This window comes from Streptomyces sp. R-74717 (assembly GCF_047305335.1).
In the GTDB taxonomy this organism is placed as follows: Bacteria; Actinomycetota; Actinomycetes; order Streptomycetales; family Streptomycetaceae; genus Streptomyces; species Streptomyces atratus.
The window spans coordinates 5806934-5831384 of sequence record NZ_CP102361.1 but is presented as its reverse complement, the minus strand read 5'-3'; the positions used below and the strand labels follow the sequence as shown (position 1 = coordinate 5831384).

The window sequence follows — 24451 nt, the reverse complement described above, 5'->3', positions numbered from 1 at the left end:
CATAGGCGCAGCGCCTGCACGGCTCTGACGCGGCATCGGCATGGTTCGAATTGCGCAGCGATCGTACGAGTGATCGAGCGCGTCAAGAAAACGTTAAAGATTAGGTAAGGTAACGAAGTACCGGCCGCCAACGGCCGATGCCGAGGGTCGAATTCGGCAGGCGTACGCAGGGAAGGAACGGCCACTGACTGTCCACACGCTCAACGAACTCCTGCTCGTCTGCTCACTCGTCCTGCTCGTCGCCGTGGCGGCGGTACGCATCTCGTCCCGCAGCGGGCTCCCCAGCCTGCTCCTGTACCTCGGCATCGGGATCGCCATAGGGCAGGACGGCATCTTCGACGTCAAGTTCAACAATGCGGAACTGACTCAGGTGATCGGCTATGCCGCACTTGTCGTGATCCTCGCCGAGGGTGGCCTGGGCACGAAGTGGAAAGAGATCAGACCCGCACTGCCGGCTGCCGCGATGCTCTCGATCGTCGGCGTCGCGGTGAGCGTCGGCGTCACCGCGGCCGGGGCGCACTACCTGGTCGGCCTGGACTGGCGGCAGTCGCTGATCATCGGCGCGGTCGTCTCGTCGACGGACGCCGCCGCGGTCTTCTCCGTGCTGCGCAAGGTGCCGCTGCCCGCCCGGGTCACCGGGGTACTGGAGGCCGAGTCCGGCTTCAACGATGCGCCCGTCGTGATCCTCGTGGTGGCCTTCTCGACCAGGGGACCGGTGGAGAGCTGGTACGTACTGGTCGGCGAGATAGCGCTGGAGCTCGCGATCGGTGCGGCAGTCGGTCTCGCCGTCGGCTGGCTCGGCTCGTTCGGACTGCGTCATGTGGCACTGCCCGCGTCCGGTCTGTATCCGATCGCCGTGATGGCGATCGCGGTGTCCGCGTACGCGGCGGGCGCCCTGGCCCACGGCAGTGGCTTCCTCGCCGTCTATCTGGCCGCGATGATCCTCGGCAACGCCAAACTGCCGCACTGGCCCGCCACCCGCGGCTTCGCCGACGGGCTCGGCTGGCTGGCCCAGATCGGCATGTTCGTGCTGCTCGGACTCCTGGTCACCCCGCACGATCTGTACGACGACTTCTGGCCCGCGGTCATCGTGGGACTCGTACTGACCGTGGTGGCACGTCCGCTGGAGGTCTTCATCTCGCTGGCGCCGTTCCGGCTGCCCTGGCAGGAGAAGGTGTTCATGTCCTGGGCGGGGCTGCGCGGCGCCGTACCCATCATCCTGGCGACCATCCCGATGGTGTCCGGAGTCGAGGGCTCCACCCGGATCTTCAACATCGTCTTCGTGCTCGTCGTCGTGTACACCCTCATCCAGGGACCGACCCTGCCCTGGATGGCGAAGGCCCTGAAGATCGCCGACGATCCGGCCGAGGCCGCCGACCTGGGCATCGAGTCGGCGCCGCTGGAGCGGCTGCGCGGCCATCTGCTGTCGGTGGCGATCCCCGGGAAGTCGAAGATGCACGGCGTGGAGGTCGGAGAGCTGCGGCTGCCCGCCGGGGCCGCGGTCACCCTGGTCGTACGGGACGAGAAGAGCTTCGTACCGGCGCCGTCGACCGTGCTGCGGCGCGGCGACGAACTGCTGGTGGTCACCACCGACCCGGTGCGCGACGCGGCGGAGGAGCGGCTGCACGCGGTCGGCGAGGGCGGCAAGCTCGCGGGCTGGCTGGGGACGAGCGGCAGCGGTGGCAAGAGCCTCGCAGGGCCTCATGTGGCACATGACGTTGCGCACGCACTGAAGGCCGCGAAGAAGCTGGGGAAGGCCGACGGGCCGAGAGCGCACCGCTGAGAGGGCCGCGGGGGCTGCGCGCTGTCGATCCGAGGCGGGGGTGGGCGCCTTGCGCACAATCAGAGGTGTGCAAGGGTGTCCGCCTGTATCATGAAGGAAACCTGATCGGCCTCCGTAGTGGGGTCGGCCAACCCGATCGACCAACCCGAACGACCAACTCTGCCTGATGCAGAGCTGGCGCGACCGTATGGCGGTCGTGGCGTCCTCCGCCTCTGCTGAGCGCCCGGCATCTACCGCAGTTCCGCGCGAAGAGGACAGCTCTCGGCAGCACCCGCACGAGCCCGCACCACCTGTGCAGGCCCGGACCTGCGGGAGCTCGGCCACCAGGCGGCAGAAAGGCATGGACCGTGGCGTCCACGGTCTCCGACCGCCCCGGATACGGGCAGTTGCTGCGCACCCCCGGTGCGTGGACGTTTCTCCTGCCGGGCTTCGCCGCACGGCAGCCCTTCGCGATGCTGACGATCGGCATCGTGCTACTGGTTCAGCACACCACCGGCTCTTACGGCAGCGCGGGCTCCGTCGCCGCCGCGACCGGTGTCTCCATGGCCTTGTTCGCACCGCAGACCGGCAAGCTCGCCGACCGTTTCGGCCAGCGCGCCGTGCTGCTGCCCGGTGTCCTGGTGCACGCGGCGTCCGTATCGGCGCTGACGGCGCTGGCGCTGGCGGACGCACCCCTGTGGGCCCTGTTCGCGGCAGCCGTGCCGACCGGTGCCTCCGTTCCGCAGATCGGCCCGATGGTACGAGCCCGCTGGGCGGCCGTACTGGGCGCGGCACCGGGCCGCAAGGCCTCACCGCTGATGTCCACCGCGGCCGCCTTCGAATCGGTGACGGACGAGTTCACCTTCGTCATCGGCCCGGTGCTCGCCACCGCACTGTGCACAGGAGTGCACCCGGCGGCCGGTCTGATCACGGAGGCCGGGCTGACCCTGGTGGGCGGACTGCTCTTCGCCGCGCAGCGCCGCACGCAGCCCGCGGTGCGCAGCACCGAGTCCGGCACCCCCCAGCGGCATGCGTCCGCCCTGTCCGTACCGGGTGTGCGGGTGCTCGCGGTGGCCTTCCTGGGCATCGGCGCGGTCTTCGGCGGCATGCAGGTCTCGCTGACCGCCTTCGCCGAGGAGATCGGCCGGCCCGGGGCGAACGGTCTGCTGTACGGGGTCTTCGCGGCCGGCAACATGCTCGCCGGGATCGCCTGCGGCGCCATCGCCTGGAAGAGCGGGCCGCGGCGGCGTCTGATCGTCGGGTACGCGGCGCTGACCCTGACCGCGTCCGGACTGTGGGCCGTGCACTCCGTGCCCCTGCTGGCCGGGCTCGGACTGCTGGTCGGACTCTCCATCGCCCCGGCCCTGATCAGCGGCTACACGCTCGTCGAGGCGCTGGTGCCGGGGTCCGCCCGGACCGAGGCGTTCACCTGGCTGACGGGCTCGGTCGCCCTCGGCCAGGCGGCAGCGGTGACGGTCGCCGGGCGGCTCGCCGACGCCCACGGCGCGAGCACCGGTTTTGTGGTGCCGCTGGTGGGGACCGTACTGGCGCTGGTCACCCTGGTGGCACTGCGTTCGAGGCTCGCACCCGCCGCTTCGGGACGGACCGTGGCACGTGGTGTCGGTCACCGGGAGCCGGTCACGGTGGACTGATCCGGGGGAATACGTCAGTATGGAGCGTCGTTAGCACTCACTGAGTGAGAGTGCCAGGAGGAGCAAGTGCCGACCTATCAGTACCAGTGCACCGAATGCGGCGAGGGCCTTGAGGCGGTGCAGAAGTTCACCGATGATGCCCTGACCGTGTGCCCGAGCTGCGAAGGACGCCTGAAGAAGGTGTTCTCGGCGGTCGGCATTGTCTTCAAGGGTTCCGGTTTCTACCGGAACGACAGCCGTGGCTCCTCGTCGAGCAGCACGTCGGCGTCGGCCTCGGCGAAGGCGTCCGGTTCCGCTTCGTCCGATTCATCGTCGACGGGGTCGGGGTCGGGTTCGGACACGAAGTCGTCCGCTTCCTCCTCGTCCGCCGCGTCTTCTTCGTCCGCTGCGTCTTCTTCGTCCTCCTCGACGAGCGGCACGTCGGCCGCCTGAGCCGAACCGCGCTTCCCCGAGGACCCCGCCGATCCGTTCGGCGGGGTCCTCGGCGTTTTCCCGCGCCGCTAGTGTGATCGCATGGCGAACGCAGAGATCGGTGTCATCGGCGGCTCGGGCTTGTACTCCTTCCTGGAGGACGTCACGGAGGTGCGTGTGGACACCCCGTACGGGCGGCCGAGCGACTCCCTGTTCCTCGGCGAGGTCGGCGGCCGCCGGGTCGCCTTCCTGCCCCGCCACGGACGCGGCCACCATCTGCCGCCGCACCGCATCAACTACCGGGCCAACCTGTGGGCGCTGCGCTCCGTCGGCGTACGTCAGGTGCTCGGCCCGTGCGCGGTGGGCGGCCTGCGTCCGGAGTACGGGCCGGGCACCCTTCTCGTGCCCGACCAGTTGGTGGACCGCACCAAGGCCCGGACGCAGACGTACTACGACGGGGAGATCCGGGCCGATGGCGCGGAGTCGAACGTCCTGCATCTGGGCTTCGCCGATCCGTACTGCCCCGATGGGCGCAGGGCCGCGCTGGCGGCGGCTCGCGCGAAGAGCTGGGAGCCGGTGGACGGCGGGACGCTGGTGGTGGTCGAGGGGCCGCGCTTCTCGACCCGGGCCGAGTCGCGCTGGCATGCGGCGATGGGCTGGTCGGTGGTCGGGATGACCGGGCACCCGGAGGCGGTCCTCGCCCGTGAACTGGGCCTCTGCTACACGACGATGACGCTGGTGACGGACCTCGACGCGGGTGCTGAGGCCGGGGAGGGCGTCTCGCACGGGGAGGTGCTGAAGGTGTTCGCGGCCAACGTCGACCGGCTGCGCGCGGTGCTCTTCGACGTGGTGGCCGCGCTGCCTGCGGGGGCGGACCGCGACTGCCCGTGCTCGCATGCGCTGGACGGGCTCGAGACGGGGATCGAGCTTCCTTAGCGGGGTGGGTGACGGTTGCGGCGTGGGTGGGTGACGGGGTTGTCCACAACGCCGGGGCCGTCCACAGGCCTCGGCGGGAAACTCGTGGCCGGTGGATCGTGAGGGGTGTTCGTCCGAACTCCTCACGGCAGGTGGTGTTGGCCATGTTCCAGTCGTTCCCGTCGTCCCAGTCGTTCCCGCGTGTGCCCTCTGAGCGATCCGCTCCGGCCATGGCTCCGAGGCCTCCGGCGTCGGCTCCCCCGCCCTGTGGTGTGCCCGCGTTCGAGCCGTTGCGGGTGCGCGGAGGTGGTGGGCACCGGCTGCGGCGGGCTCTGTGGCGGCAGCGTCGCGCGCTGGCCGCCGGGCTGGCTCTGACGGCTGCTGCGCTGGCCGCGACGGGGCTGGGCGGGAGCGGCGCGGGCGGCGATGCGGCGCATGGGGCAGGGGCGGGGGGTACGGCCGGGTCGGCGCCGGAGCGGGCGCGGCGGCCGGTCCCCTTGGTGTCCGCGCCGGTCCGAATCGCGGATGCGGGGACGGTGCGGCTGTTACGGCCGGGGGACCGCGTCGACGTGATCGCCGCCGAGGGGGCCGGAGCCGATGCCCGAGTGCTGGCGAAGGGCGCACGGGTGGCAGATGTACCGCAGACCTCGGCCGAGGGTCCCGCGGAGGACGGTGCGCTGATCGTGCTGTCAGTCCCCCGGGGCACGGCCGCATCGCTGGCCGGTGCGGGTATCTCGGCCAGGCTGGCGGTGACCCTGTGCTGATTCGTACTGATGAGCGGTGCGTTCGGTACCAAGAACCTGGAGAGCTACAGCTCCTGCCACAAGGGGCCCTGCGTCGCGGACCCGAAGACGGGCGAGGCGACCGAGGGCATCCGGATCCTGTGGGGCTCGGTGCTCAGCGCCACTCTCAGCTTTGTGATCACGGCGGCCGTCGTCTACTCCTGATGGTGCTGCCCATGTCCTGCTGGTGCTGCCCGGGCCAAGTACCTTGCCAGGCGGGCGGCCATGCAGGCCGCGAAGGAGGGCGTGCAGGAGACGCTGGAGGTCAGCGAGCTGGAGGTGCTGAAGGAGATCCGCGACGCCCTCGTCTCGCAGCGCGGCGGCCCGGGGGGCGGGGCCCTCGGGCAGGACTCCGGCCGAGGTCACGACGAGTAGCGGGACGCGCGGCAGGAAGACCGGCAGCAGCGTCATCGGACCACCACGGAGCGGGGGCTCAGATGTGGTGGGGCGGCTTCTCGTCGAGAAAGCGCGCCAGATCGGCGGCGCTGCCGCCGGCCGGGGCCCGCTCGCCCCACCCTCGGTCCGTATCGTCCGCGGACTGCTGGTCCAGCGGATCGTCGAAGATCAGAGCCGGCTTGGGTTTCGTCTGTTCCGGCTGGGTCGGCTTCGAATCGCGCGGGCCGGGGGCGGGGGCGGTGCTCATATGTCAAGGGTACGGCCGTGGTCAGCGATCCTTCGGGTCGAGCGCCCACAGCCCGAGGACGACGAGGAACGACAGACAGAGAAAGCCGGCACCCCACCAGGCCGTGCCGGTGTTGCCCCCATCCACGTGTTTTACGGCTCGGCGGGGTGAGCCCGTTCGTCCGACCGGCTCGAAGCCCGTCGGACGGCGCGCAGTGTGTCAGACGGCCCGCAGTCCGTGGGACGTGAAGATCTCGCGGGCCGAGGCGGTCTGCTCGGGGGTGGGTGACGGGGTGTCGTGCAAGGTGAAGGGCTTGCCCAGCGCCTGCCACTTCGCCTCGCCGAGCTTGTGGAAGGGGAGGACATCGACACGGGAGACATTGCCGAGGGAGGCGGCGAAGGAGGCGACACCGTCGACGTTGGCCGGATCGTCGGTCAGTCCCGGCACCAGTACGAAGCGGACGTGCACCTCTTTGCCGAGGTCGGCGAGGCGGCGGGCGAAGTCCAGGGTCGGCTCCAGCGGTCGGCCGGTGACCTTGCGGTACGTCGCTCGGTCCCAGGACTTGATGTCGAGCAGGACCAGATCGACGTCGCGCAGCAGGGCGTCGGTGGCGCGGGCGCCAAGGAAGCCGGAGGTGTCCAGGGCGGTGTGCAGCCCCAGCCCGTGCTTGAAGCGGTGGAAGAGTTCACCGGCGAAGACCGGCTGCAGCAGTGGTTCGCCGCCGCTGATGGTGGCGCCGCCGCCCGCGGCCCGGATGAACGTCGTGTACTTGCCCGCTTCGGCGACGAGGCCGCCCGCCGACATCCGGGTGCCGCTGCGCATCCGCAGGGTGTCGACGTTATGGCAGTAGAGGCAAGTCAGTGGACAGCCGGCCAGGAAGGTGACGAAGCGGGTGCCGGGGCCGTCGACGCCCGTCGACAGGTCCCAGGAGTGGACCGCTCCGGAGACCGGCCGACGGGTGGCCGCACCCGCCGGAGTGACGGAGGTGCCGACGTTGTCGATGTCGCCGGCGTTGTCGATGCTGTCGATGTTGTCGAGGAGTGTGGCCATGGCAGGGCCTCCTGTGCGGGCGGGGGGCGTTCGGTGGCCGGGCGCGACGGGTGCGGAGCGCGCGGCGCCGGGGCCCTACGGGGGATGGGCTCCCGACGCCGCGCGGTTCAGAGGGCTCGGAACGATCGGGGAGGATCAGAGCGAGCCGTGGAAGGTGCGGTTGACGACATCGAGCTGCTGCTCGCGGGTCAGCCGCACGAAGTTGACCGCGTATCCGGAGACCCGGATGGTCAGCTGCGGGTAGTGCTCCGGGTGCTCCATGGCGTCTTCCAGAGTCGCCTTGTCGAGCACGTTGACGTTCATGTGGAAGCCGTCGCTCGCCATGAATCCGTCCAGCACGCCGGCGAGGTTCTGGATCCGCTCCTCGGGGGTGCGGCCGAGTGCGTCCGGCGTGATGGTGTTGGTCAGCGAGATGCCGTCCTCGGCGTCGTCGTACGGCAGCTTGGCGACCGACAGGGCGGAGGCGATGTAGCCGTGCTCGTCGCGCCCGTTCATCGGGTTGGCACCCGGGGCGAACGGGGCGCCGGAGCGGCGGCCGTCCGGGGTGTTGCCGGTCTTCTTGCCGTAGACGACGTTGGAGGTGATGGTCAGCACCGACTGGGTGTGCACCGCGCCCCGGTAGGTCGGGTGCTTGCGGACCTTCTCCATGAAGTCGTGGACGATGCCGCGGGCGATGGCGTCGGCACGGTCGTCGTTGTTGCCGTACGCAGGGTAGTCGCCCTCGATCTCGTAGTCCGTCGCGAGACCCGTCTCGTCCCGGATCACCCTGACCCGGGCGTGCTTGATGGCGGAGAGCGAGTCGGCGGCGACCGACAGACCTGCGATGCCGCAGGCCATGGTGCGCAGGATCTCCTGGTCGTGGAGGGCCATCTCCAGGCGCTCGTACGCGTACTTGTCATGCATGTAGTGGATGACATTGAGCGCGTGCACATACGTCCTGGCCAGCCAGCCGAGCATCGCGTCGTACCGCTCGGCGACGGTCGCGTGGTCGAGGTACTCGTCGGTGACCGGCTCGAAGCCGCTCACCACGAGCTTGCCCGTCCTCTCGTCACGGCCGCCGTTGATCGCGTACAGCAGCGCCTTGGCGACGTTCACACGGGCGCCGAAGAACTGCATCTGCTTGCCCACCGCCATCGCGGAGACGCAGCAGGCAATCGCCGTGTCGTCGCCGTACTTCGGGCGCATCAGCTCGTCCGACTCGAACTGGAGCGCAGAGGTGTCGATGGCGACCTTCGAGGCGAACTCCTTGAATCCGGCGGGGAGTCGCTGCGACCAGAAGACCGTGAGGTTCGGCTCGGGGGCCGGGCCCAGGTTGTAGAGGGTCTGCAGGGCCCGGAAGGTCGTACGGGAGACGAGCGGACGGCCGTCCTCACCGATGCCGGCCATCGACCAGGTGACCCAGGTCGGGTCGCCGGAGTACAGCTCGTTGTACTCCGGGGTGCGCAGGAAGCGGACGATACGGAGCTTGATGACGAAGTCGTCGATGAACTCCTGTGCCCGCTCCTCCGTGATGAGTCCGCGCTCGATGTCGCGCTGGAGGTAGATGTCGAGGAAGTTGTCGATGCGGCCGATCGACATGGCCGCGCCGTTCTGCTCCTTCACGGCACCGAGGTAGCCGAAGTACAGCCACTGCACGGCCTCACGACCGGTACGGGCGGGCCCGGAGATGTCGTGGCCGTACGACATCGCCATCGCCTTGAGCTCGTTCAGGGCCTTGATCTGCTCGGCGATCTCCTCGCGGTCCCTGATGACGTGCTCGGTCGGCCACTGCTCGCCGAGGGCGGCCCTGTCGGCCTCCTTGGCTGCGATCAGCCGGTCGACGCCGTAGAGGGCGACGCGGCGGTAGTCGCCGATGATGCGGCCGCGGCCGTAGGCGTCCGGCAGTCCGGTGATGATGCCGGAGGAGCGGCAGGCCCGGATTTCGGGTGTGTACGCGTCGAAGACGCCCTCGTTGTGGGTCTTGCGGAGACGGGTGTAGATCTCCCTGGCCTCGGGGCCGGCCTCGTAGCCGTACGCGTTCAGAGCACCCTCGACCATCCGCCAGCCCCCGTTCGGCATGATGGCTCGTTTGAGTGGGGCATCGGTCTGGAGCCCGACGATCAGATCGCGGTCGGCGTCGATGTAACCCGGCTCGAAGGCATCGATCCGGGACGGGGTCTTCACGTCCACGTCGTGGATGCCGCGGGCGATCTCGTCCGGGAACATCGAAAGGAGCTTCTCCCAGACCACGGCGGTCCGGGCAGTGGGGCCGGTGAGGAAGGAACTGTCGCCCTCGTACGGGGTGTAGTTCTGCCGGACGAAGTCACGGACGTCGATCGCGTCACGCCACAGCCCGCCCCTGAAACCGTCCCAGGCCCCGCTGTCCGTCGTCGCCTCTGCCGCAGTCGCCGTCATGGCCCGCACCTTCCGAGATCGTCCGTGCGCCTCATTGCCGCTGCGTCCATTGCACTCCCGATTTCCGCAGTCCCGGGCCCGCAATGGTCCCTGTCGAAGGGCCCAAGGTCCCGTCAGATACCGGACCTGGTCCGGCATCGCAGCGCTGACCTGTGGTTTCTCCGAGGACTTTGGACCCTCGTTCGCTTGTGAATTCCTTCACAAGAATTCCGACCCGCGCCCGCAGCCGCGCCCGGGGCGCGCCCCCCTGTGCGCCGCCGATCCGCGTCTGGTCTGCTGGTCCCCATGCCCGGAATGACTGCCCGCAGCCGCGCCGAGAGACATCGCGCGTCGACCCCGCTGGAACTCTTCTTCGACCTCTGCTTCGTCGTCGCCGTGGCGCAGGCCGGCGGGCGGCTGCTGCACGCCGTCGCCGAGGGCCACACCGTCACCGGAATCGTCAGCTACGCGGCTGTCTTCTTCGCGATCTGGTGGGCCTGGGTCAACTTCACCTGGTTCGCCTCGGCCTACGACACGGACGACCCGCTGTACCGCGTGGTCACGTTCGTGCAGATCACCGGTGTGCTCATCTTCGCCGCCGGGGTGCCGCGTGCCTTCGACGCGGGCGACTGGACAATCGGCGTCGTCGGCTACGTCGTGATGCGGCTCGCCCTCACCAGCCAGTGGCTGCGCGCCGCGTACTGCAGCCGGGGCGCCGAGCGGCGCGTCGCGCTGCGGTACGCCGTCGGGATCACCGTGGTGCAGCTGGGCTGGATCGGCATGCTCCTGCTGACCGACGACACGGGCTGGGCGCGTGCCGCCGTCTTCGTCGTGCTCGCGCTCGCTGAGATGTCCGTTCCGGCGATCGCCGAGCGCGACCGCGCGACGAGCTGGCATCCGCGCCATATCGGTGAGCGGTACGGCCTGTTCACGATCATCGTGCTGGGCGAGACGATCGCGGCGGCCACGGTCGCGGTCCAGGAGGCGGTGGACGAACACCAAGCGCTCGGTGAGCTGCTGCCGATCGCCGCGGGCGGGCTTCTGATCGTCTTCTCCGCCTGGTGGATCTATTTCGCCGTGCCGATCCATGACTACCTCCGCGGCAGCAGGGAAGCGTTCGTCTGGGGATACGGGCACTACCTGATCTTCGGCTCCGCGGCCGCGATCGGCGCGGGCATCGAGGTCGCGGTGGAGGAGGCCGTGGGCAAGGCCCATGTCTCGGACACGGTGGCCGCCGCCGCGGTGACCGTGCCCTCCGCACTCTTCCTGCTGACGGTGTGGGCGCTGCACACCCGCCACTTCAAACGCGATCTCGCGGAGCAACTGTCGCTCCCTGTGGCCGCGCTGGCCATCCTGGCCTGTACGTTCGCCGGGGGGTGGGCAGTGCTCGCGGCCGGCCTGGTGGCGGCGGCGACCGTGACCGTGGGGGTGGTGTTGTCCCGACGGCCCGCTGTGACGGGATGAGCGCACGGGGCGGTGAGCGATGAGTCGCGAGTGGCAAGTCGCGAGTGGTGAATCCAGTGAGGAGCACGCAATGACGGAAGAACCACGGAAGCCGGCAGACCTCTCCGTCGCGCAGCGCACATCGCCCGCATCGTCCGGGCCGCTCGACGCACTGGCCGATGTCACCGGGCCGCTCGACGCGCTGACCGATGTCACCGGGCTGCGCGTCGGCCATGCGCAGGTGACGGGCGCGGGCGCACTGAGCGGCACCACCGTGGTCCTCGCCCCCGAGGGCGGAGCGATCGCGGCCGTCGACGTACGCGGCGGCGGCCCCGGCACCCGGGAGACGGACGCGCTCGATCCGCGCAATCTGGTGCAGCGCGTGGATGCCGTCGTCCTGACGGGCGGCAGCGCGTACGGCCTGGATGCGGCGTCCGGCGTGATGACCTGGCTGGAGGAACAGGGGCGCGGGGTGCGGGTCGGCCCCGATCCGGCGCAAGTGGTGCCGGTGGTCCCCGCTGCATGCATCTTCGACCTGGGGCGGGGCGGTGACTGGCGGGCCCGCCCGGACGCCTCGACCGGCCGCGCGGCGGTGGAGGACGCGGCGGGTACGGAGCCGGGGGCGCCGGTCGTCGAGGGAGGTGTCGGCGCCGGTACGGGCGCGGTCGCCGGGCAGCTCAAGGGCGGGGTGGGCACGGCGAGCGTGCGGCTGGCGTCCGGGATCACGGTGGGCGCCCTCGTCGTGGTGAACGCGGCAGGTTCGGTCGTCGATCCGCGCACCGGAGTGCTGTACGGGGAGTACGGCGCCGCGGAACCGCCGGTGTACCCCGCGCCCGAGATCCACCTGGCCGCGCAGCAGCGCCTGGCCGAGGCACGGGAGGCAAACGCGCGGCCCCCGCTCAACACCACCCTCGCCGTCGTCGCCACGGACGCCGATCTCACCCGGGCCCAGGCGCAGAAGCTCGCGGGTACGGCGCACGACGGACTGGCGCGCGCCGTCCGCCCCGTACATCTGCTGACCGACGGGGACACCGTTTTCGCGCTGGCCACCGGCGCCCGGCCGCTGGATCCGCAGAACCCGATCGCACTCAACGACCTGCTGGCGGCCGGTGCGGACACCCTGGCCCGTGCCATCGTGAAGGCCGTCCGGGCAGCTCAGAGCGTCAACGGCCGCCCCGGCGGCGGCAGCTATCCCGCGTACAGCGATCTCTACGGCGCTCGCGGGAACCCCTCACGGCCGTCGCCGCACAGCCACCCGGACCCCGACTCGCCTCCCGGGTGAGGAAGTTCGGACGAACCACCAGGAACCATCTGTGTGTGTCATACGTTTTCCTGAACCCCGGTCACGATGTCGGACCCAGGGACTACGTTAAGCACGCACCAAGTAACACGCGGCGACGGCCTGGAGACAGCACCTTGAGCGATCCGTACGAGACAACCGAGCAGCACCTCGAGCGACTCCTGCGACGGGCACTCAACTCTTTCGACCTGCCCGACAGTACGGTCGAGAGACTCGGTACCGCACTCGCCCACAGCAGTTCCCTGCACTCCTCGCACCACAGTTCCGTACTTCACCGCGAGACCTACCGGCATACGTATCTGCTGTCCGACGGCACCCCCTTCACCCTGTGGGAGCTGGTGCACAGCGGTCCGCGGAGCACGAGGGACTCGCGGCCGGGTGCGGAGCCCGACCTCCGGCACCACGAGCTGTACGACGACGAGGCCGATGTCCATGTCGCCGCTGCCCGGCTGACCGGCGGCTTCGGTGAGGTCCCGGTGTTCGGGGACGACGGGTCGCATGCCGACCTGGAGATACTCACGGTTCTGATGGCGGCTCCCCCGGCCCCGCTGCCCCGGATGTACGCCCCGGACAATTCCGCCGACCACGCCCGCCGCGTCCTGCGCCGCGCGGAGAACAGCGACGGCCCCGGCGAGGAGACCGCCCGGCTGCTGCGCGCCGCCTTCGCCCACCACATCACCCAGGTCTTCGGCCGGCAGTGCCAGGTGGACGGGCGGGACGCCGGATTCACGCTCTACGAGCACGCCTTCCTGCTCCTCGACGGCAGCGAGACGAGCCTGTGGGAGGTCGAGCACACGGCCACGCCGGACGGCCGCCACATGTGCGAGGTGTACGGGGACGAGGACGCCGCACGCGGAGCCATGGAGAGCCGCACACGCATCTGCTGACCGTGGAGGCGCAGGGCGGGGGTCCACGCTCGCGCCCGCACACGCAGGTGCCCGCACCCCCGAGGGGTGCGGGCACCGTCGCGCTTCAGGGCATCACGGCGTCAGCGCGGGCTCCTTGCCGAGCTCGGCCTCGGGCTCGGGCTTGGGCTCGGCAACGGTGTCCATGCCCTCGTCGCCGCCCTCCACGTGCTGCCGCGGCCGCGCGGGCAGCGCGAACATCACCAGGAAGATCACTGCGAGCACCCCTGCCACCCACCAGAGCGAGTGCTGGAACGCCTCCGCGAACGCCGGGCCCACCTCCTGCGGCGCCAGCCGGTCGCTGATCGAGCCGAAGAAGACGACGGAGACCAGTCCGAGCCCGAGCGCATTGCCCATCTGCTGCACGGTGTTGATCAGCCCGGAGGCCGAACCCGAGTGCTCCTTCGGCACCTCGGACAGCACCGCGTCCGTCAGCGGGGCCACGATCAGGCCCATGCCGGTACCCATGACCACCAGCGGCAGGGCCATCTGCCAGGACGTGATGCCCATGCCGTACCGGTCGGACTCCCAGATGTAGAGCATCAGGCCGGCGACCATCAGCAGTGCGCCCGCCTGGAGGACCTTGCGGCCGAAGCGGGGCACCAGCTTCTGTACGGAGATCCCGGCGGCGAACGAGACGGCGACCGAGAACGGGATACCGGTCGTGCCGGCCCGCAGCTCGCTCCAGCCGAGACCCATCTGCATGTAGAGCGTCCAGACCAGGAAGAAGATGCCGAGGCCGATGCCGAAGGTCAACTGCACGGCGATGCCCGCCGCGAAGCTCTTGACCCGGAACAGCGACAGCTCGACCAGCGGCGAACCGTCCTTGCGCGCCTTCTTCCGCTCGAACACCACCAGGAGCAGGAACACCAGGAGGCTGCCGCCCATCGAGACATGGCCCCAGACCGGCCAGCCCAGCTCGCGCCCGCGGGTGAGCGGGTAGATCAGCATCAGCAGCCCCAGCGTCACCAGGGCGACACCGATCAGGTCGAGCCGGAGCGCCTTGGGGGCCTTGGACTCGGTGATGAACTTCCGTCCCAGGATCAGGCCCGCGATGCCGACCGGCAGGTTGATCAGGAAGATCGGACGCCACTCGAGACCGGCGATGTTCCACTCGGTGAGCAGCGCGCCCAGCAACGGTCCCGAGACGGCGCCGAGACCGACTATCGCGCCGAAGAGGCCGAAGACCTTGCCGCGCTCGTGCGCCGGGAAGGTGGCGTGCACGATCGACAGCACCTGCGGAACCATCAGCGCGGCGGTGCCGCCCTGGAGGACGCGGGAGGCGACCAGCATCTCCGGGTTCGCGGCGAAGCCGCAGAGCGCGGAGGCGAGCGTGAAGCCGCCGATACCGATGAGGAAGAGCCGCTTGCGGCCGTAGATGTCGCCGAGTCGGCCGCCGGTGATCAGACCCGCCGCGAAGGCCAGGGCGTATCCGGCGGTGATCCACTGGATCGAGCTGAACGAGGCACCGGTGTCGCGCGTGATGCTCGGTATGGCGATGTTGACGATCGTGACGTCGACCAGGTCCATGAAGGCCGCGGTCATCACGATGGCGAGCGCGAACCAGCGTCGCCGGTCCGACGGGTCCGAGGACACCGTGGGCCCGGATGCCGTGGACGGCAGAGATGCGGAAGAAGTCATATGAGGAAGCTAAAGGGCCATTAGGTCAGATCATGACCCAATGGATGGGCATCCTGATGAGATGACCCACACCCCGGCACGAGGCTGAGCCCATGACCGACACCCCGGCACGACTGCTGAATCTGCTGTCGCTCCTCCAGACGCCCCGCGAGTGGCCGGGCAGCGAGCTCGCCGAGCGGCTCGACGTCAGCCCGCGCACCATCCGCCGCGACATCGACCGGCTCCGCGAGCTCGGCTATCCGGTCGAGGCCTCGCGCGGATCGGTCGGCGGCTACCGCCTCGTCGCGGGCACCGCCATGCCGCCGCTGCTCCTCGACGACGAGGAGGCGGTGGCCATCGCGGTGGGCCTGCGGGCAGGTGCCGGCCATGCCATCGAGGGGGTCGACGAGGCGTCCGTACGGGCTCTGGCGAAGCTGGAGCAGGTGCTGCCGTCGCGGTTGCGGCACCGGGTCTCGACCCTGCAGAACGCGACGATGCCGCTGACCCGCGGCGACGGCGCGACGATCGATCCGCACACGCTGACGGTGATGGCGGCGGCGGTCACCGGGCGGGAGCGGCTGCGGTTCGCCTACCGTGCGGGCGACGGCGCCGAGACGAAGCGGCAGGCCGAGCCGTACCGGCTGGTGAGCACGGGGTGGCGCTGGTATCTCGTCGCGTACGACCTGGGGCGCGAGGACTGGCGTACGTTCCGGGTCGACCGGGTCAGCGAGCCGTTCGCGACCGGGGCCCGGTTCACACCGCGCGAGCTGCCGACGGGTGATGCGGCGAAGTTCCTCAGCAGCTCCATCGCCAGGCGGCAGCCGGAGCTGGCGGTCGATGTGAGCTTCGCGGCCCCGGCGGACTTCGTGTCCGCGCGGCTGCCGGCCTCGATCGGCCCGTTGGAGCGGACCGGCGAGAACGGCTGCCGGCTGCGGGCGGTCCTGTCGGACTCGCTGGAGTGGGTGGCGCTCCGACTGGCGCTGGTGGACTGTGAGTTCACCGCGCACGAGCCACCAGAGCTGGTGGAGTACCTGAGTCATCTGGGCGCCCGGCTGACCCGCGCGACAGCGCACTGAACACGTCGCCGCCCGAACGACGACCGACCCGGCCGTCACCGAACGCGCAGAAGGCCGGCCTCGACCGAACGCGCAAAAAGAATGAGCCCCGGCGCCAGGGGGGGGTGGGCGCCGGGACTCAGTTCAGGGGGTCACACGAAGCGACCTATTTCGGAGGTTACTGGACGAGGGCTCACGCCGCAGCGTCAAAACCCGTGTCGTGGGCCATTCGCTTCAGTTCGAGCAGCGCGTGCTTCTCGATCTGGCGGATCCGCTCACGGGTCAGTCCGTGCTGCTTGCCCACCTCGGTGAGGGTCCGCTCACGGCCGTCCTCGATGCCGTACCGCATACGGATGATCGATGCGGTGCGGTTGTCGAGCTTGCCGATCAGGTCCTCCAGCTCCTCGCTGCGCAGCAGCGTCATCACCGACTGCTCGGGCGACACCGCGGAGGTGTCCTCCAGCAGGTCACCGAACTGCGTCTCACCCTCGTCGTCCACGGACATGTTGAGGCTGACCGGGTCACGGGCCCAGTCCAGGACGTCACCCACACGCTCCGGCGTGGAGTCCAGCTCGGCGGCTATCTCCGTGTGCTCCGGCTCGCGCCCGTGCTCACGATTGAACTCGCGCTGCACCCGTCGGATCCGGCCGAGCTCCTCCACCAGGTGGACGGGGAGCCGGATCGTACGGGACTGGTCGGCTATGGAACGGGTGATGGCCTGACGGATCCACCACGTCGCATACGTGGAGAACTTGAAGCCCTTGGCGTAGTCGAACTTCTCGACCGCGCGCACCAGGCCCGCGTTGCCCTCCTGGATCAGGTCGAGCAGGGGCAGCCCCGCCCGCGGATAACGGCGGGCGACGGCAACGACGAGCCGGAGGTTGGAACGGATGAATATGTCCTTGGCGCGCTCGCCCTCGGCGACCAGCGCCTCCAGCTCCTCGCGCGTGGCTCCACCGGCTTCGCTCTTCACCGCACCGTCGAGAATCTGCCGTGCGTAAACACCCGCCTCGACGGTTTGCGACAGCTCGACCTCCTTCGCGGCATCGAGCAACGGCGTACGCGCGATCTCGTCCAGGTACATGCCGACCAGGTCGCGATCGGCGATCTCCCCGCTCGAGGCGCGAACACTGCTTGCCCGGCTGGTCCCGCCGGTGGCGGACGAACGACGGGCGACGGCACGGGTTGCCATGCGTGCTCCCTTGCTGAGTAGGTCGCGACACCCTCTCGGGTGCCCTGCATCCGATGGAAACAACGACTGGAATCCGGACAGAATTCCCATGCCTGGCATTCACTTTCGCGATCATGCAGTACCCTGTGCCGCCGCGAGGGGAGTACGCATGCCGAGCATCCAGACAGAAGTGCAGGTCAGGCCGGGCGCCGAAGGCCATTTGGTGGCGCTCACGGACATCTACAACCATTACGTACGTGAGACCGCGCTCACATTCGATACGGCCCCCTTTACACCCGAACAGCGGCTGCCGTGGCTTCGTTCCCATCCTGAAGACGGCCCGCACCGTCTTCTGGTTGCTCAGGATGTCCGCATTGTCGGCCCCGCCTCGGTCCTGGGGTACGCCACCAGCAGCGCTTTCCGTCCCAAGGCCGCGTACGCGACCTCGGTCGAGGTGAGCGTGTACTGCGCCCCGTGGGCCACCGGCCGCGGCATCGGCACGCTCCTCTACTCATCCCTGTTCGAGGCGCTCGCCGGCGAGGACGTGCATCGCGCGTACGCGGGCATCGCCCAGCCCAACGACGCCTCGGCCCGGCTGCACGAGCGCTTCGGTTTCCGCCATGTCGGTACGTACGCCGAGGTGGGCCGGAAGTTCGGCACGTACTGGGACGTGGCCTGGTACGAGAAGCGGCTGGGGCCACAGCCCTAGGGCCGGCCCGGTCGCGGCCTAGGTCCACGGCCCGTTACGCACCGCGGGCGCCGCGCCTAGCGTGCTGCCGTATGGACGACGCAACGAGCAGGGACGGCACACCCGACACGACCACCGGCGCCACCGACGACACCACGGGCACGCTCGACGAGGCGCTGGAACGTCTCCACACCGCGGGCCCCGAACGGAACGGCTGGCTGAGCAATCACGGCCCGATGGCCGTCGAGGCGCTGGTCCGGCACGGTCAGGCACCGGCCGTCCACCGGTGGCTCGACCACTACAGCCACAAGCTGGAGGACATGCCGGACACCGCGTCCCGGGTGACCGCGGAGAACTGGCGCGAGGCCCTGGGCGACCCGCGCCGGATCGCGGACTGGACTGAGTACTTCGAGCGGGAGACGGCCGAGCGCCCCTGGCGGGATGTCCTGACGGAGTGGTGGCCGCGACTGCTGCCCGGCATCGCGGCGGGCGCCACCCACCCCGTGATCCGGGTCGGCCACTCCGTACGCACTCTGCTCACCGGCGAGGCGAGCGAGCCCCGGATCACCGAGCTCGCCCACGGCCTCGGCTACTGGGCCGCCCGCCACCAGCCGCTTCCCGCGCTGACACCGCTGGCGCCCGCACCGAGCGCCGCGGCCGCGCTGGACGCCGTACCGCCGGTGCCGGAGCAGAGCGGCGGCATCCGGGACCGGCTGGCGCAGCTCACCGCGTTCCCGGTGTGGCCGCAGCGCTTCACCGACGACCCGGACGAGGCGCGGGCCCGGCTGGAGGAACTGGTGCGGGCCGCGACCCACCGCTATGCCACGCACGGGCATGGCGAACCGATCATGCTGGTGCATGCCGCGACCGCATCCAATGCCGTGCTGCGCACGCTGCCCGCGCTCCCCCGCGCGCTGTGGGTGCCGGGCCTGGAGGCCGCCTGGGCGGCGAGCGCCGCGGTCACCGCCGCGTACGGCCCGGCCGAGCCGGCCCCGTACACACCGGCGCCGGCGTCGGCCGAGGAACTCTTCGCACGGGCGGCGGCGCACGGCGACGATCACACCATCAAGTTCACGGACACCGCACTGGACATCGGCGATGCGACGGCCCTCGCCGCCGCACTCCGCTCGATCGAGCTGAACCCGCCGGCCCTGTGACAGGACCTTGGACAGAGCTCAGCCGAACTGCACCGACCGCTTCGCGAGTCCCATCCAGAATCCGTCGATGACGCTGCGGCCCCGGTCCAGCTCGCCCTCCGAGGCGCCGAGCGTCACGAAGAGCGGCGCGAAGTGCTCGGTGCGCGGGTGGGCCAGCCGGCCGGCCGGGGACTTGCGCTCGAAGTCCAGCAGCGCGTCGATGTCCTGCGCCTGGAGCGCCCGGTTCCCCCAGTCGTCGAACTCCGCCGACCAGCCGGGGGTGCCGCCGCCCGCATGCCGCAGGGCGGCCAGGTTGTGGGTGAAGAAGCCGCTGCCGACGATCAGGACGCCCTCGTCGCGCAGCGGTGCGAGCCTGCGCCCGATGTCCATCAGCTTCTGCGGGTCCAGCGTCGGCATGGAGATCTGGAGTACGGGGACGTCGGCACCGGGGAACATCTCGACCAGCGGGACGTACGCCCCGTGGTCGAGCCCGCGGTCCGGGATGTCCTGGACCGGCGTACCGGCTCCGCGCAGCAGTTTGCGTACGTTCTCCGCCAGCGCCGGGGCGCCCGGGGCGGCGTACTGCACCTGGTAGTAGTGCTCGGGGAAGCCCCAGAAGTCGTAGACGAGCGGGACGGCCTCCGTCGCGCCGAGGGCGAGCGGGGCCTCCTCCCAGTGCGCGGAGACCATCAGGATCGCGCGGGGGCGGGGCAACTGCGCGGACCAGGCGGCCAGTTCGCCGGGCCAGACCGGGTCGTCGGCCAGCGGCGGTGCGCCGTGGGAGAGATAGAGGGCGGGCATGCGCTCCGCGGTGACAGTCATAGCACTCCCCATCCGCTGCTGATCGAGGTAAGTCTTTTACTGGGTCTCTTTGAAAAGGAAGGGTTCTTTAATCTTCAAGCTCCTACCTCCCGAGACCTTAGCTCTATTTAGTTAAACTTTCAAGAAAAGGTCGTACAGTGGAGTACATGACCACGGCATCCCCCGGCGAGCCCCGCTGGCTCTCCGACGAAGAGCAGAGCGTCTGGCGTGCATATCTCCACGCCACCACGCTCATGGAGGACCACCTCGACCGCCAGCTGCAGCGCGATGCCGGCATGCCGCACATCTATTACGGACTGCTCGTCCAGCTCTCCCAGGCGCCCCGCCGCCGGAAGCGGATGACCGAGCTCGCCAAGGACGCCAAGATCACCCGCTCCCGGCTCTCGCATGCCGTCGCGCGGCTGGAGAAGAACGGCTGGGTGCGCCGCGAGGACTGCCCGTCCGACAAGCGCGGCCAGAACGCGGTCCTCACCGACGAGGGCTACGAGATGCTCCGCCGGTCCGCGCCGGGCCATGTCAGCGCCGTACGCCAGGCGATGTTCGACCGGCTCACACCCGAGCAGATGCGTTCGCTCGGCGAGATCATGCAGGTCGTCGCCACCGGGCTGCAGCCGGAAGGCACGGACGCGGACCTGCCCTGGCTGCGCTGAGCAGTCGTCGAACGCGGCTCTGCCCCGATTCCGTCGAGCGGAACCGGGGCAGAGCCGCGCTCACATCACTTCACGTCACGCACTGCGCGACCAGCGTCAGTGTTTCAGTCCTCAGTGGGCGACGACCGGGACCTTGAACTCGTCCTCGACACCGTCGGCGTCGCCCGAACCGGAGGTTCCGGTCGCCACGTTCGCCGAGGGACGCCCGGCGTTGATGAAGGTCACCGCGATCGCGGAGGCCACCACCAGGATGCCGACGGCCCACCAGATGGCACCGGTGAAGCCGTGCACCATCGACTGGAGCTTCAGCAGCTCCGGGTCGGTGGCGCCGAGTGCGGCGTGCGAGGTGGCGTACGCCGTCGCGGCCGACGCGGCAATGGTGTTCAGCAGCGCCGTACCGATCGCGCCGCCCACCTGCTGCGAGGTGTTGACCATCGCGGAGGCGACACCCGAGTCCCTCGGCTCGACACCGTGCGTGGCCAGCGACATGGCCGGCATGAAAGCCGTACCCATGCCGAGCCCCAGCAGGAGCTGTGCGGGCAGGATGAGCGTGGTGTAGGAGGAGCCGATCTCCAGCTGCGTCAGCAGCAGCATGCCGACGGCAGCGGTCAGGAAGCCGGGGCCCATGAGCTTGCGCGCCGGAACCCGGATCATCAGCCGGGCACCGATCTGCGTCGAGCCGGTGATCATGCCCGCGATCATCGGGAGGAAGGCGAAGCCCGTCCTGATCGGCGAGTAACCCTTCACGACCTGCAGGTAGTACGTCAGAAAGAGGAACAGCCCGAACATCGCGATGATGGCCAGACCCAGCGAGAGATAGACGCCACCGCGGTTGCGGTCCAGCAGGACGCGCAGCGGCAGCAGCGGCGACTTGACCCGGGCCTCGGTCAGGACGAATGCCAGGAGCAGCACGCCGGACGCGACGAACATGCCGATGGTCAGCGCATCCGACCAGCCGGCGGACTCGGCGCGGGTGAATCCGTACACCAGAGAGACCAGACCCAGCGCGGACAGGACGACACCCGGGATGTCGAGCGACGAGCGGTTACGGCTGCCGGCCGGCTCACGGATCACGAAGTACGCGCCAGCCGCCGCAACGACCGCGAACGGGATGTTGACGAAGAACGTCCAGCGCCAGTTCAGCGCCTGAGTGAGGAAGCCGCCGAGAATCAGGCCGACGGCGCCACCGCCACCGGCGATCGCACCGTAGATGCCGAACGCCTTGGCGCGCTCCTTGGCATCGGTGAACATCACGGCGAGCAGCGACAGGGCCGCAGGGGCGAGCAGCGCGCCGAAGACACCCTGGAGCGCGCGCGAACCGAAGAGCATGCCCTGGTTCTGAGCCGCACCACCGAGCGCGGAGGCCAGTGCGAAGCCGATCAGGCCGACGACAAAGGTCCGCTTACGGCCCCAGAGGTCGGCGATCCGGCCCCCGAAGAGCAGCAGGCCGCCGAAGGCGAGGGCATAGGCCGTGATGACCCACTGCTTGTTGGCGTCGGAAATGCCCAGGGCCGTCTGGGCGTGCGGCAGCGCGATGTTCACGATCGTGGCATCGAGCACGACCATCAGTTGCGCAAGGGCGATGAACGCCAGCGCTTTCCAGCGGCTGGGGTCCGGGAGTCGGATATCAGCTGTTTTTGACATGGAGGTATCCACCTAAGGACGCGCGTGGGCGCGCGAAGTCGTGAACCGAGAGGTCGGTGAACGGGCAGTCGGTCGAGGACGGTCGGCGAGACGACCGTCGGCAAAAGGGGGCGCGGTGAAAGGGAAGGGATGGTCAAGGCGTGGCGGGCGCGCCACCGGGCACCCGGCTCAGGGGCCCGGTGCGGGCGTCATGGCCGGCGCCGCAGATCCTCCAAGGTCGCAGCCGTTCCGGGCAGTCGGGACCGGGCCGGGGCCTCCAGCCCGTCCAGGAACAGCTGTAGATGACGGTGGGTGAACCGGTCGATGTCCAGGCATCCGGTGCCGGGCAGTGGCCGGGTGAGCTGGGAGAGGGCAACCAGCACGTCACCGACGGCGATGTCGGTACGCAGGCGCCCCGCGGACATGGCGCGCGCCACGAGCCCTTCGACGGCCTCTTCGAGGCGCCGACGCTCGGCGAGCAATTCGGGATGGTCCTTGTCGAAGCCGCCGGACAGCATCGGACACAGCGCCCCGATCCGTTCGTCGGCCGCCGCGTGCACAAAGCGGCTGAGCGCGGCGAAGGGATCGGCCTCTTCGGCCGTCGCCTCCTCCGCACGGTCGGTGGTGCGGGAGGTGACCGCGAGCACGACCTCGTGCGTCAGCGCGGCCCGGTCGGGGAAGTTCCGGTAGAGCGTGGCGTTGCCGACGCCGGCGCGGCGGGCGACCTCGTCGAGCGGCACATCCGGCCCGAACTCGACGAACATCTCGCGCGCGGCCGTCACGATCCGCTCCCGGTTGCGCAGCGCGTCGGCCCGCGGACGGGTCGTCCTGGGCTGCACTGCTCCCGTGGCGGTGCGGGTGACGGTATCCACGACGGCTGCCCCTGTCTTCCGGCTCTTCCGGCCCTCATTGCGACGCCGTTGGTCCTTGCGACGCTCTTCGTTCTTCATGGCGCCCCCTTCCCGTAACCGGGGACCGCCTCCCCGTTTTCACGGGGACACGGATTCAAACGGGGAAAGGATCCCCGGTTATTTCCCACCACAATGTGACCTGACCCACACCCGCAGAACGGGAAAACCAACCGATCGGCGCACCCAGCGAGCGGTGCCGCACCACCCGTCACAGGCTGATCCGCAGAGGGCAGTCGGGGTCGGCCGGCTGCCGCGGACCCCGAGGCGCCTATATGCAGAAGACCCGCCACCGGATACGCAGGCACCGTCACCCGATCGCTCTCGGCTCGGCAACAGCCCTGGTCATTGCCGCAACGACCACGGCCAGCAGCCATCTCCCGACACCCGGCCGGGCCTCGGCCGGCCCGGTGGTCACGGCCCCTTCGGCGGGGATCACCCCGTGCCGGATACCGGTGACCATGGGCGTACAGATGTCGGAAGGCATACCGACTCCGGCGGGCTACGCCCGCTCCACGGGCAGGATCCACGCCCTCAACCTGATGATCGACTTCCCGGACGCGCCGGGCCCGGAGCCGGCGATGGACCGGTACGCCGAATTCTTCCCGCAGACCACCAAGTGGTTCCGGACCGGTTCTTACGGGCGACTCACCTACATCCCCGACGCCCCCGTGAAGTCCTGGCTGCGGATGCCACTGCCGTTCTCGGAGTACGGCATAGACCGCGGATCACCGTACGAGCCGGGCTACCACCGCCTCGCCGAGGACATAGTCGCCACAGCCGACCCGAAGGTCGACTTCAGTACGTACGACCTCGTCAACATCCTGGTCACCCCGAACGCCGGCCCCTCCGCCCTGGACACCGTCCTGTCCGTGACGTTCTCCGGCAATGACGACGCCCCGCACGCGGACGGTGTCCCGCTCACCAACGCGTCCTTCATCTACAGCCGCCAGGACGACGGCTCCGGGTCGTACGAACAGACCGGATACCGCGTCCTGCCGCACGAGAACGGCCATATCTTCGGCCTTCCCGACCTCTACACCCTGGAGGGCGGCGGCTCGGTAGGGCACTGGGACATCATGTCCGAGGACTGGGGGGTCAACAACGATCTGCTGGGCTGGCACAAGTGGAAGCTCGGCTGGCTGGACAACAAGCAGATCAGCTGCGCCTCCAGGCCCGGCACCAGCGACCACGTCCTGGAACCGCTGGCCACCAAGGGCGGCACGAAGCTGGCGTTCATACCGCTGAGCAGTGAGTCCGGCTACGCGATGGAGGTACGGACCCGGGCGGGCAACGACCAGGCGGTCTGCCGGCCCGGCGTGCTGATCTACAAGGTGAGCTCGGACGTCGACACCGGTCAGGGACCGGTGTCCGTGGCGGACAGCACCAAGGACAGCAGCGGCTGCACCCGGCAGCCCAATGTGCACGCCGAGCTCTCCGACGCCCCCTACGAGCCGGGCGAGACCTTCACCGACCGGGCCAGCGGGATACGCATATCCGTGATCGACAAAGACGACAAGGGGGACTACCGCGTCCGGATCACCCGCCCCTGACCACCCTGAT

General features: G+C 69.7%; 21 protein-coding genes and 1 pseudogene. 14 read left to right on the top strand and 8 right to left on the bottom strand.

Annotated elements, in window-relative coordinates; translation table 11 throughout:
- Positions 1 to 244: 244 nt before the first annotated feature.
- From NRF20_RS26715 to NRF20_RS26690, 6 genes and pseudogenes are all read left to right on the top strand, one after another.
- A complete protein-coding gene (locus NRF20_RS26715) occupies positions 245 to 1783 on the top strand; it encodes a potassium/proton antiporter (RefSeq protein WP_398632635.1) in 1539 nt (512 codons plus the stop codon).
- A 347-nt stretch (positions 1784 to 2130) separates the two neighbouring features.
- On the top strand, positions 2131 to 3414 hold the full coding sequence (locus tag NRF20_RS26710) for an MFS transporter (protein WP_413753416.1): 1284 nt from the start codon (positions 2131 to 2133) through the stop codon (positions 3412 to 3414).
- A 66-nt stretch (positions 3415 to 3480) separates the two neighbouring features.
- On the top strand, positions 3481 to 3846 hold the full coding sequence (locus NRF20_RS26705) for an FmdB family zinc ribbon protein (protein ID WP_398632633.1): 366 nt from the start codon (positions 3481 to 3483) through the stop codon (positions 3844 to 3846).
- Between the two features lie 81 nt (positions 3847 to 3927).
- Positions 3928 to 4761 carry an S-methyl-5'-thioadenosine phosphorylase gene (locus NRF20_RS26700; RefSeq protein ID WP_398632632.1) on the top strand — a complete coding sequence of 278 codons (834 nt, stop codon included), beginning with the start codon at positions 3928 to 3930 and terminating at the stop codon, positions 4759 to 4761.
- Positions 4762 to 4904: 143 nt separating this feature from the next.
- A complete protein-coding gene (locus NRF20_RS26695; protein WP_413753415.1) occupies positions 4905 to 5504 on the top strand; it encodes a hypothetical protein in 600 nt (199 codons plus the stop codon).
- A gap of 15 nt (positions 5505 to 5519) precedes the next feature.
- Positions 5520 to 5897 (top strand): annotated as a pseudogene (locus NRF20_RS26690) (MscL family protein); the annotation flags it as partial.
- A gap of 58 nt (positions 5898 to 5955) precedes the next feature.
- Here the strand turns inward: NRF20_RS26690 and NRF20_RS26685 are convergent.
- From NRF20_RS26685 to pflB, 3 genes are all read right to left on the bottom strand, one after another.
- Positions 5956 to 6165 (bottom strand): hypothetical protein, encoded by a 210-nt coding sequence (locus NRF20_RS26685; RefSeq protein WP_266360861.1) that lies wholly within the window; start codon positions 6163 to 6165, stop codon positions 5956 to 5958.
- 198 nt (positions 6166 to 6363) lie between these two features.
- Positions 6364 to 7194 carry a pyruvate formate-lyase-activating protein gene (pflA, locus tag NRF20_RS26680; protein ID WP_398632630.1) on the bottom strand — a complete coding sequence of 277 codons (831 nt, stop codon included), beginning with the start codon at positions 7192 to 7194 and terminating at the stop codon, positions 6364 to 6366.
- Between the two features lie 135 nt (positions 7195 to 7329).
- On the bottom strand, positions 7330 to 9588 hold the full coding sequence (gene pflB, locus NRF20_RS26675) for a formate C-acetyltransferase (protein WP_398632629.1): 2259 nt from the start codon (positions 9586 to 9588) through the stop codon (positions 7330 to 7332).
- A gap of 285 nt (positions 9589 to 9873) precedes the next feature.
- On the opposite strand from pflB, the gene NRF20_RS26670 reads away from it, so the two are divergent.
- The 3 genes from NRF20_RS26670 to NRF20_RS26660 all read left to right on the top strand — a co-directional run bounded on the left by NRF20_RS26670 (position 9874) and on the right by NRF20_RS26660 (position 13197).
- Entirely contained in the window at positions 9874 to 11031 is a 1158-nt protein-coding gene (locus NRF20_RS26670; RefSeq protein ID WP_398632628.1) for a low temperature requirement protein A, read from the top strand.
- Positions 11032 to 11101: 70 nt separating this feature from the next.
- Positions 11102 to 12292: a P1 family peptidase gene (locus NRF20_RS26665; RefSeq protein ID WP_413753414.1), complete on the top strand. Its 1191-nt coding sequence runs from the start codon at positions 11102 to 11104 to the stop codon at positions 12290 to 12292.
- Positions 12293 to 12426: 134 nt separating this feature from the next.
- On the top strand, positions 12427 to 13197 hold the full coding sequence (locus NRF20_RS26660; RefSeq protein WP_398632626.1) for a DUF6227 family protein: 771 nt from the start codon (positions 12427 to 12429) through the stop codon (positions 13195 to 13197).
- Positions 13198 to 13290: 93 nt separating this feature from the next.
- Here the strand turns inward: NRF20_RS26660 and NRF20_RS26655 are convergent, their stop codons facing one another.
- The gene (locus NRF20_RS26655; RefSeq protein WP_398632625.1) at positions 13291 to 14856 is read right to left on the bottom strand and encodes an MFS transporter; all 1566 of its coding nucleotides are present in this window, start codon (positions 14854 to 14856) and stop codon (positions 13291 to 13293) included.
- 92 nt (positions 14857 to 14948) lie between these two features.
- On the opposite strand from NRF20_RS26655, the gene NRF20_RS26650 reads away from it, so the two are divergent.
- Complete coding sequence (locus NRF20_RS26650; RefSeq protein WP_413753413.1) at positions 14949 to 15911, top strand: helix-turn-helix transcriptional regulator; 963 nt, start codon at positions 14949 to 14951, stop codon at positions 15909 to 15911.
- Between the two features lie 172 nt (positions 15912 to 16083).
- Here the strand turns inward: NRF20_RS26650 and NRF20_RS26645 are convergent, their stop codons facing one another.
- Complete coding sequence (locus tag NRF20_RS26645; RefSeq protein WP_398632623.1) at positions 16084 to 17082, bottom strand: RNA polymerase sigma factor RpoD/SigA; 999 nt, start codon at positions 17080 to 17082, stop codon at positions 16084 to 16086.
- Between the two features lie 148 nt (positions 17083 to 17230).
- Between NRF20_RS26645 and NRF20_RS26640 the strand changes: the two genes are divergently transcribed.
- Both NRF20_RS26640 and NRF20_RS26635 read left to right on the top strand, forming a co-directional pair.
- The gene (locus NRF20_RS26640; RefSeq protein WP_413753412.1) at positions 17231 to 17770 is read left to right on the top strand and encodes an N-acetyltransferase family protein; all 540 of its coding nucleotides are present in this window, start codon (positions 17231 to 17233) and stop codon (positions 17768 to 17770) included.
- 71 nt (positions 17771 to 17841) lie between these two features.
- On the top strand, positions 17842 to 18906 hold the full coding sequence (locus NRF20_RS26635; protein ID WP_413753411.1) for a questin oxidase family protein: 1065 nt from the start codon (positions 17842 to 17844) through the stop codon (positions 18904 to 18906).
- Positions 18907 to 18924: 18 nt separating this feature from the next.
- Here the strand turns inward: NRF20_RS26635 and NRF20_RS26630 are convergent, their stop codons facing one another.
- On the bottom strand, positions 18925 to 19707 hold the full coding sequence (locus tag NRF20_RS26630) for a dioxygenase (RefSeq protein ID WP_413753410.1): 783 nt from the start codon (positions 19705 to 19707) through the stop codon (positions 18925 to 18927).
- 137 nt (positions 19708 to 19844) lie between these two features.
- On the opposite strand from NRF20_RS26630, the gene NRF20_RS26625 reads away from it, so the two are divergent.
- On the top strand, positions 19845 to 20357 hold the full coding sequence (locus tag NRF20_RS26625; RefSeq protein WP_398632619.1) for a MarR family winged helix-turn-helix transcriptional regulator: 513 nt from the start codon (positions 19845 to 19847) through the stop codon (positions 20355 to 20357).
- A gap of 111 nt (positions 20358 to 20468) precedes the next feature.
- Here NRF20_RS26625 and NRF20_RS26620 read toward each other — a convergent pair whose 3' ends face one another.
- Both NRF20_RS26620 and NRF20_RS26615 read right to left on the bottom strand, forming a co-directional pair.
- Positions 20469 to 22001, bottom strand: coding sequence for an MFS transporter (locus tag NRF20_RS26620; protein ID WP_398632618.1), 1533 nt, complete (start codon positions 21999 to 22001; stop codon positions 20469 to 20471).
- Positions 22002 to 22189: 188 nt separating this feature from the next.
- Positions 22190 to 22852 (bottom strand): TetR/AcrR family transcriptional regulator, encoded by a 663-nt coding sequence (locus NRF20_RS26615; RefSeq protein WP_398632659.1) that lies wholly within the window; start codon positions 22850 to 22852, stop codon positions 22190 to 22192.
- Between the two features lie 311 nt (positions 22853 to 23163).
- Here NRF20_RS26615 and NRF20_RS26610 point away from each other — a divergent pair, with 311 nt between their 5' ends.
- Entirely contained in the window at positions 23164 to 24441 is a 1278-nt protein-coding gene (locus NRF20_RS26610) for a M6 family metalloprotease domain-containing protein (RefSeq protein ID WP_398632617.1), read from the top strand.
- Positions 24442 to 24451: the final 10 nt, after the last annotated feature.

Coding starts and splice junctions, on each gene's coding strand:
- NRF20_RS26700 (WP_398632632.1), top strand. CDS start 3,928: ATGGCGAACGCAGAGATCGGTGTCATCGGCGGCTCGGGCTTGTACTCC.
- NRF20_RS26695 (WP_413753415.1), top strand. CDS start 4,905: ATGTTCCAGTCGTTCCCGTCGTCCCAGTCGTTCCCGCGTGTGCCCTCT.
- NRF20_RS26685 (WP_266360861.1), bottom strand. CDS start 6,165: ATGAGCACCGCCCCCGCCCCCGGCCCGCGCGATTCGAAGCCGACCCAG.
- pflA (WP_398632630.1), bottom strand. CDS start 7,194: ATGGCCACACTCCTCGACAACATCGACAGCATCGACAACGCCGGCGAC.
- pflB (WP_398632629.1), bottom strand. CDS start 9,588: ATGACGGCGACTGCGGCAGAGGCGACGACGGACAGCGGGGCCTGGGAC.
- NRF20_RS26670 (WP_398632628.1), top strand. CDS start 9,874: ATGCCCGGAATGACTGCCCGCAGCCGCGCCGAGAGACATCGCGCGTCG.
- NRF20_RS26665 (WP_413753414.1), top strand. CDS start 11,102: ATGACGGAAGAACCACGGAAGCCGGCAGACCTCTCCGTCGCGCAGCGC.
- NRF20_RS26655 (WP_398632625.1), bottom strand. CDS start 14,856: ATGACTTCTTCCGCATCTCTGCCGTCCACGGCATCCGGGCCCACGGTG.
- NRF20_RS26650 (WP_413753413.1), top strand. CDS start 14,949: ATGACCGACACCCCGGCACGACTGCTGAATCTGCTGTCGCTCCTCCAG.
- NRF20_RS26645 (WP_398632623.1), bottom strand. CDS start 17,082: ATGGCAACCCGTGCCGTCGCCCGTCGTTCGTCCGCCACCGGCGGGACC.
- NRF20_RS26640 (WP_413753412.1), top strand. CDS start 17,231: ATGCCGAGCATCCAGACAGAAGTGCAGGTCAGGCCGGGCGCCGAAGGC.
- NRF20_RS26635 (WP_413753411.1), top strand. CDS start 17,842: ATGGACGACGCAACGAGCAGGGACGGCACACCCGACACGACCACCGGC.
- NRF20_RS26630 (WP_413753410.1), bottom strand. CDS start 19,707: ATGACTGTCACCGCGGAGCGCATGCCCGCCCTCTATCTCTCCCACGGC.
- NRF20_RS26620 (WP_398632618.1), bottom strand. CDS start 22,001: ATGTCAAAAACAGCTGATATCCGACTCCCGGACCCCAGCCGCTGGAAA.
- NRF20_RS26610 (WP_398632617.1), top strand. CDS start 23,164: ATGCAGAAGACCCGCCACCGGATACGCAGGCACCGTCACCCGATCGCT.